General features: G+C 61.4%; 8 protein-coding genes. All 8 read right to left on the bottom strand.

Annotation, left to right across the window (positions count from 1 at the left end; genetic code table 11):
* Positions 1 to 1,234: histidinol dehydrogenase (hisD, locus tag AEAC466_RS40900; RefSeq protein WP_023459765.1), on the bottom strand; the 1,234-nt coding region annotated here is incomplete at its 3' end.
* A 29-nt stretch (positions 1,235 to 1,263) separates the two neighbouring features.
* Positions 1,264 to 2,145, bottom strand: a complete 882-nt coding sequence (gene hisG, locus AEAC466_RS40895; protein WP_023459764.1) for an ATP phosphoribosyltransferase — start codon at positions 2,143 to 2,145, stop codon at positions 1,264 to 1,266.
* Positions 2,142 to 2,447, bottom strand: a complete 306-nt coding sequence (locus AEAC466_RS40890; protein WP_023459763.1) for a YerC/YecD family TrpR-related protein — start codon at positions 2,445 to 2,447, stop codon at positions 2,142 to 2,144. The genes hisG and AEAC466_RS40890 overlap by 4 nt, the downstream gene beginning before the upstream one ends.
* Positions 2,448 to 2,526: 79 nt before the next feature.
* Entirely contained in the window at positions 2,527 to 3,099 is a 573-nt protein-coding gene (locus tag AEAC466_RS40885) for a YcxB family protein (protein WP_023459762.1), read from the bottom strand.
* A 57-nt stretch (positions 3,100 to 3,156) separates the two neighbouring features.
* Positions 3,157 to 4,395 carry an Hsp70 family protein gene (locus tag AEAC466_RS40880; RefSeq protein WP_023459761.1) on the bottom strand — a complete coding sequence of 413 codons (1,239 nt, stop codon included), beginning with the start codon at positions 4,393 to 4,395 and terminating at the stop codon, positions 3,157 to 3,159.
* 113 nt (positions 4,396 to 4,508) lie between these two features.
* Positions 4,509 to 5,210 (bottom strand): TPM domain-containing protein, encoded by a 702-nt coding sequence (locus AEAC466_RS40875; RefSeq protein ID WP_023459760.1) that lies wholly within the window; start codon positions 5,208 to 5,210, stop codon positions 4,509 to 4,511.
* Between the two features lie 2 nt (positions 5,211 to 5,212).
* On the bottom strand, positions 5,213 to 6,019 hold the full coding sequence (locus tag AEAC466_RS40870) for a TPM domain-containing protein (RefSeq protein ID WP_023459759.1): 807 nt from the start codon (positions 6,017 to 6,019) through the stop codon (positions 5,213 to 5,215).
* Positions 6,020 to 6,046: 27 nt separating this feature from the next.
* Positions 6,047 to 6,685, bottom strand: coding sequence for a LemA family protein (locus tag AEAC466_RS40865; protein WP_023459758.1), 639 nt, complete (start codon positions 6,683 to 6,685; stop codon positions 6,047 to 6,049).
* Between the last annotated feature and the right edge of the window lie 213 nt (positions 6,686 to 6,898).

Raw genomic sequence — 6,898 nt, 5'->3', positions numbered from 1 at the left:
GGGCGGCGGCCGGGGCGATGGCGGCGGCGCCTTCGCGGGTGGCGCGCTGGACGACGAAGCTGGTGAGGAAGGAACGGACGGTGATGCCGTCCCAGGCGCGGGCGGCGCCGTCGGTCGGCAGGACGTGGCTGGGGCCCGCCGCATAGTCGCCGAAGGTTTCGGCGGCGTAGGTCCCGGCGAATATGGTGCCGGCGGCGGTCAACAAGGGGATGACGGCATCGACGTCGGCGACCTGGATGGCCAGGTGTTCCGGACCGTAGAGGTTCGACACCTCGGCGGCATCTTCCAGCGACGGGACAATGAACAGGCGCGCCTCTTCCAGGGATGCCTTGGCGATGGTGGCACGCGGCAGGCGTTCGACCTGGGCGGCCACCTCGGTGGCAATTTTCTGGGCAATGGCGGCGGACAGAGCAAGCAGGATCACCTGAGCGTCCTTGTCATGCTCGGCCTGGCTGAGCAGGTCGGCGGCGACCAGCTTGGCATTGGCGGTGTCGTCGGCGATGACCAGCAGTTCGGACGGTCCGGCGGGCATGTCGATGGCGGGACCGCCCGACAGTTCGGTGGCGTAGCGCTTGGCCTCGGCGACATAGGCGTTGCCGGGACCGTATAGCTTGTCGGCTGCCGGATAATCGCCCAGCACTCCGAAAGTCAGGGCGGCAATGGCGTGTGCCCCGCCGACGCGCCAGATCGAGCCGAGCCCTGAGGCGCCACCGGCAGCGAGCATCATCGGGTGAAGTGACCCGTCCTTGGCCGGGGGGGTGACGCAGATGCGGTTGGGCACACCGGCAACCAAGGCCGGCACAGCGGTCATGATAAGGGTCGAAAACAGGGGGGCCGTGCCGCCGGGCACATACAGGCCCGCCGTGGTGATCGGACGGTAAACCCGTTGGAGGCTGAGGCCGGGCTTGGGCGCGATCTGCGGTCCGGCCTGGGGCAGTTCGGCCTGTTGAAAGGCGCGGACATTTTCAACTGCCAGTTCCATAGCGGCCAGGTCTTCGGCGCTCAATTGCGCCCGTGCCGCGTCTACGGTTTTGGTGTCGAGCGTGATTTCGACCGGCGCGTGACCATCGAGCTTGACGGCCCAGTCGGAGACGGCGTCAAAGCCGCGCGCTGCCACATCATCGAAGATCGCCTTGACGGTATCGATCACGCGGGCGTCGCGCCGGTTTTCCGGCCGGGCCAGGGCGCGCTTGCGGTCCGCCGCGCTCAACTCTTTCCAGACAAAGGTTTTCATGTACGCACAGTTGCCCGTCAGGGCGTCCTTTATTTCATCATTTTTTCGATAGGCAGGACTAGGATCGCCGAAGCGCCCGCCGCCTTAAGCTTGTCCAGCGTGTCCCAGAAGACGTTTTCCTGACAGACCGCATGGACCGCCACCACATCTTCGCGTCCAGCCAGTTGCATGATGGTCGGCGCATCGGCGCCGGGGATCATCTGGATGATGTCGTCGAGGTGTACGCGCGGCGCATTCAGCATGACATATTTGGCGCCGGTCGATGCCGTTACTCCGTCGAAACGGCGCAGCAGCATGTCATAGGTGTGGGCCAGTTCGGCCGGCGGGGCGTGGGGCGCCTTGATCAGCACGGCTTCGGATTTCAGCACCAGATCGGTCGCCTTCATGCCGTTGGCTTCGAGCGTGGCACCTGTCGACACCAGGTCGCAGATGGCCTGGGCGATCTTCATGCGAGGGGCCACTTCGACTGCGCCGCGCATTTCAACGATTTCCGCCTGTACGCCATTGTCTTTCAGCCATTTGCCGAGGATGTTGGGGTAGGAGGTGGCGATCCGCTTGCCGTTCAGCCAGGACGGGCCGTCATAGGTCGCTTCGTTGGGCACGGCGATCTTCAGTGTGCATGAGCCGAAGCCTAAGCGCATCACGATCATCTCTTCCAGATCGCGATCCGGGAAATGTTCAGCCAGAACATTGTAGCCGACAATGCCCAACTCGGCCACGCCGTCGGCGACGAAGGTCGGGATGTCGTCGTCGCGCACACGCAACAGGTCGATCGGCTGGTTCTCGATCCGGTACAGCAATTCGTTGGCGCCCTTCATGACGCGCAGGCCCGCGCCGCCGATCAGTTCGAGCGAGCGGTCGGCCAGGCGGCCGGATTTTTGAACGGCGATACGGAGGCGGGGGTCGGTCATGTCTTGTCTTTCAATCTGTCCAGCACCAGCCGGTAGCCTTGATGCGGCATTTCCCGCAGGAAACGCGCGACGCGGGTGACGGTGGTGGTCGAAGCGCCGGTGCGTTCGGAAATGTCGCGGTAGGACAATTGGCCATCGTCGAGCAACCGCGCGACCTTGAACCGTTCGGCAAAGGCGCGCAGTTCCGACGGCGTGCACAGGTCGTCGAGAAAGGCCTTGACCTCCTCGATCGTTTCCAGCCCAAGCAGGGCCTGTGCCAGGACGTCGGAATCCTGCTTGCTGATTTTGCCGTCGATTGCCATCTGTTCTACCGTGGTAGTGTGTTATCGTGCTGATACATTAACACATGTGGCGATGCAAGGCGGATTTTCAAGTTTTTCGTCAGAAGACGCTTTTGGCGTCCATCCAGCGCGCCTTGGCGTAGGCCACGAAGGCCTGGCTGGCCTCGGGCGTGTCGAAGGCCTGTTTGGGCACAATCAGGGCGCTGTTCGGCCGAGTAAAGATCAGCAGCGTCTTGCGGGTTTCAACCAGGTCGAACACCTCTTTCCAGGTCAGGCCGCTTTCGGTTTCGCCGACCTGTTTGATGACGCGGGTGTCCGTCAAGCGCAGACGCTGCGCACGCTTCGGCCAGGGGCCGATCAGATAGTTGACGACCTGCCACGCCCAGACAACAATGGGCCCGACGAGGAAGACCATGATGGCGGCAAACAGGGCGCCGATAATGAGGCTTACGATAAACAGGATAATGTACAGAAAAGCGGAGACGACGTTGACAGACTGAAGGCCGGGTATATTGGCCCCGATGCCCAGCGCCAGCAGTAGGGTGACGATCCCGGTATAGATCAGGAAACGCCGGCGGGCAGTCTTGCCGAATCCGTTCTTTCTGAGCCAGGCGACGAAAAAGGCCGACTGGGCGCCAAACCCGATGCGATAGTCGTTCGTGCGTAAATCCATATCGTTTATGTGCGGCAGCGCCGAGCAACCGTCAATCGTCTTGGCCGCTGCTATGCTCTATGTCGAGCTATATCGTTCGCGCGCCGCCAGCCCCAGGCCGCTGGCCACCGAAGAGAAGCGGTCGCCATAGGTCATGCGCGCCTTCGGAAACGCGGCCTGCATGGCGGCTTCGAAGCCGGGCAGGGCGGTCGAACCGCCGGTCATGAATAGGGTCTGCACCGCGTCTGCCTCAAGACCGGCGCGTGTCGTCACCGTTTCCAGCGCCACGGCGACCACCTTTGACACGTCCTTTTCAACGCTGGCCGTCAAGGTGTCGCGGCTAATCTCAAGCCGCCAGTCAGGATCGATGGCGGTGAAGTCGGCAATAGTGGTTGCAGCATCGGACAAGGCGATCTTGGCCTTTTCGATGCGGTTGGCGATGTCGTGACCGGCCTGCTTTTCGATGACTTCCAGAAGGCGGCCCGTCTTTTCGCGCTCACCCGACAGATAATGAATCTGGCGCAGGGAGGTCATGGATTTTTGGGTATAGAGAAAATTGATCAGGTGCCAGGTCGCCAACTGGAAATAGGGCTGTGTCGGAAATTCCAGGCCGGTCTTGTACCTGCCGCGGAAACCCAGGTCGCGCATGGCGGTATCGAGGCTCAGGCGGGTATCGAAATCGGTGCCGCCGATATGCACGCCGGCATTGGCAAGGATTTCGCGTGTGCCCGGCCCGAGGCGCAGAACGGAAAAGTCCGAAGTGCCGCCGCCGATATCGACGACCAGAACGATATCTTCCCTTTTCAGGCCTTCGGCATAGTCGCGCGCCGCGGCCAGGGGTTCGAACTCAAACGATATGGTCTCGAACCCTTGCGCCTGCGCAATGCCGCGTAACTCGGCTTCGGCGCGGGCATCGGCATCCGGGTCGCCATCGACGAAGTGCACCGGGCGGCCCAGCACGACCTCGGTGATCGGGCTGCCGGCAAAGGCTTCGGCCCGGCGCTTCAGTTCGGCGATGTACAGGCCGATAATGGCGCGGAAGTCCTTGCGCCCCGATCCGATCTGCGTCGTTTCCTTGATCAGTGACGACCCGAGGATTGATTTCAACGCACGCATCAACCGGCCGTCATAGCCGTCGAGATATTGCGCGATGGCTTCGCGGCCAATGGTCACGGTTTCGGTTTCGAAGTTGAAGAAGACTGCCGACGGCAGGGTCACGGCTTCGCCTTCGATGGGGACCAGACGCAAATGCGCGCCATCGCCGACGCATACGGCGGAGTTGGACGTACCGAAATCGATACCGCAATAGAGAGACATAAGACTGCTTTCCGGGGAGGGGCGGCGTCTTTAACCGCCTTTGGCCGGTAACACCAGTGTTAAAACGCGTAAAATGAAGCCAAAAGAACCTGTCCGGTCGATAGCATCGCAGCCTAAATCTCGATCAGTACGTCCGGCAGTTCGTTGGGATTGTTTTCATCCGGCGGAAAATGAGCGGACAGGGCGGCGCCGCATTTTTCCACGGCGGCTTCGAAGGCCGTGGTCAGATCGCCCGAATGGATATGTTTCAGCAGCACGTCGATGGTTTCGTTCCAGACGGACGGATCGACCTTGCTGTATATACCCTGGTCGGCGATGACCTCGACGAAATGTTCCTCAAGCGCGCAGAAGATCATTACACCGGTCTGGCCGGTGGTGAGGTGAAGGCCGCGCGCATAGAATTGCTCCTTGGCCTTTTCGTGAGCGCGCCGGTGCTTGGTCGCCTTGGGCGTGAGCAGCAGCTTTAGCGGCGAAAACCGGATGATCGCATAGACAATCAGGAAGATGGCGACCTGGATCAGGCTATATATGGCCAGGGCCTGGACATGATTATAGTCCGACAGGACCGCATGTGAGGCTTCCCAGCCGGCGAGGGCGGAGGGCAGGTGCGCGGAAATCGTGTCTTCGATATCGATGCCGAACAGGGCCAGAATGAATGGGGTCACCAGCGCGATACCGAAACCCCAGGCCAGGGGCGTTTCGGCATAGTCGAGCGACTTTGCCTTGACCACGCAGGTGATTTCGCCGGAGGTGGTTTCTTCGGCACGCGCGATGGCCGCATTGATGCGTGAATGATCGATTTTCAGAGTGCCCATGCCTACCATCCTCCTGACGAACCGCCGCCGCCGAAACTGCCGCCGCCGCCACTGAAACCGCCTCCGCCGCCTCCGCCGGACCAACCGCCGCCACCGCCCCAGTCACCGCCGCCTCGACCGCCACCTCCCAGGAGGCTGCCGAGCAGGAACCAGGGCAGCCAGCCGCGCGAGAACATGACGATCAGGATAATGATGAAGATAATGACGGGCAGGGGAAAGCCCTTGCCCTCTTTCTTGACCTCGCTCTGAGCCGCCTGCGCCTTCTGGATGGCGACGCCGCGATCCTGCGACAGCTGGGCGATGATCTGGTCCGTGCCGGCGACGATACCGGCTTCGTAATTCCCCGCCTTGAATTGCGGCAGGATGGCGCGTTGGATGATGATTGACGACAGGGCATCGGTCATGACCGGCTCCAGGCCGTAGCCCACCTCAATCCGGACCTTGCGTTCATTCGGCGCGACAATCAGCAGAATGCCGTTGTCCTTATAGGTCTGGCCATTGCTGGCCTGAACCTTACCCGATTGGCCGATGGCCCAGTGACGCCCCAGCTGGTAACCGTAGTCAGAGATCTCATAGCCTTGCAGGTCGGGCACGGTGACGATGACGACCTGATCGGTGGTGGCGTCCTCCAGGCCTTTCAGCTTGGCCGTCAGATCTGCCTTGGTCGCTTCCGACAACAGATTGGCATCGTCGACGACGCGGCGATTGTTCAGGTCAGGAAAGGTCGGATCGGCGAAGGCCGAACTGACCCACAGGCTGGCCATAAGCACAGCCAGAGCCACCCAGAAGGGTTTGAAAAAACGGTTCATTCTGGATGGCCTTTGCCGGTGTCTGGCTTAGTTCGATGCCGGCGCAGGGGCGGCGGCGGCAGGCTTGGGCGTGTCGAAGCTGATGTCCGGCGCCTTGTCGCTGCCCGGAGCGGCGGTGAACAGTTCCATCGGCTTGCTGTCGCCATACATGGTCTTCGCCCAGATCACGCTCGGGAAGGTGCGCAGGCTGAGGTTATAGTCGGTGGCCGCATTGTTGTAATCGCGGCGCGCAATGACGATGCGGTTGTTCAGCCCTTCGATCTGGCTTTGCAGGGTCAGGAAGTTTTCATTGGCCTTCAAGTTGGGATAGGCTTCCTGAATGACCATCAGACGACCCAGGGCCGAGGACATGCCGTCCTGAGCCTGTTGGAACTGCTTGAACTTGGCCGGATCATTGATCGTCGAGGCGTCGACATTGACCGAGGTCGCCTTGGCACGGGCTTCGACGACAGCGGTCAGGGTGCTGTTTTCGTGCGACGCGGCGCCCTTGACGACGCTGACCAGTTGCCCGGTAAGATCGGTGCGGCTCTGATAGGCGTTCTGAACCTGGGCCCAGGCATTCTTGGCCTGTTCCTGCTTAGTCGGAATGTTGTTGACCCCGCAGGCGGCCAGGCTCAGCGCGGCGCCGAGGACGGCGATAAAACCGATAACGCGGGTGAATTTCATGTTGGGGAGCTCCCTTTGATGCCCATGCCATGCGGGGAGGCAGCCGAACGCGCCCCCTACGCTCTACACATGTAAGTGTTCATAGACCATTTTAAAGAGGGACAAAAGGGGTCTGTCTGGGGACAAATAGGCGTAAAAGCGTAAGGACAAGCGTCGCGGTGTCGGTTATGCTCACTCAGGGTCGGTAACGAGGGGCGTATGAGGGTTCAAGTT

The organism is Asticcacaulis sp. AC466, assembly GCF_000495815.1.
Classification (GTDB): domain Bacteria; phylum Pseudomonadota; class Alphaproteobacteria; order Caulobacterales; family Caulobacteraceae; genus Asticcacaulis.
The sequence above is the reverse complement of the archived record's forward strand: the minus strand, read 5'-3'. Positions and strand labels throughout refer to the sequence as shown.

Excerpts from the sequence above, each read along its gene's own strand:
- hisG (WP_023459764.1), bottom strand. The coding sequence starts at position 2,145 with ATGACCGACCCCCGCCTCCGTATCGCCGTTCAAAAATCCGGCCGCCTG.
- AEAC466_RS40875 (WP_023459760.1), bottom strand. The coding sequence starts at position 5,210 with ATGGGCACTCTGAAAATCGATCATTCACGCATCAATGCGGCCATCGCG.
- AEAC466_RS40870 (WP_023459759.1), bottom strand. The coding sequence starts at position 6,019 with ATGAACCGTTTTTTCAAACCCTTCTGGGTGGCTCTGGCTGTGCTTATG.
- AEAC466_RS40890 (WP_023459763.1), bottom strand. The coding sequence starts at position 2,447 with ATGGCAATCGACGGCAAAATCAGCAAGCAGGATTCCGACGTCCTGGCA.
- AEAC466_RS40885 (WP_023459762.1), bottom strand. The coding sequence starts at position 3,099 with ATGGATTTACGCACGAACGACTATCGCATCGGGTTTGGCGCCCAGTCG.
- AEAC466_RS40865 (WP_023459758.1), bottom strand. The coding sequence starts at position 6,685 with ATGAAATTCACCCGCGTTATCGGTTTTATCGCCGTCCTCGGCGCCGCG.
- AEAC466_RS40880 (WP_023459761.1), bottom strand. The coding sequence starts at position 4,395 with ATGTCTCTCTATTGCGGTATCGATTTCGGTACGTCCAACTCCGCCGTA.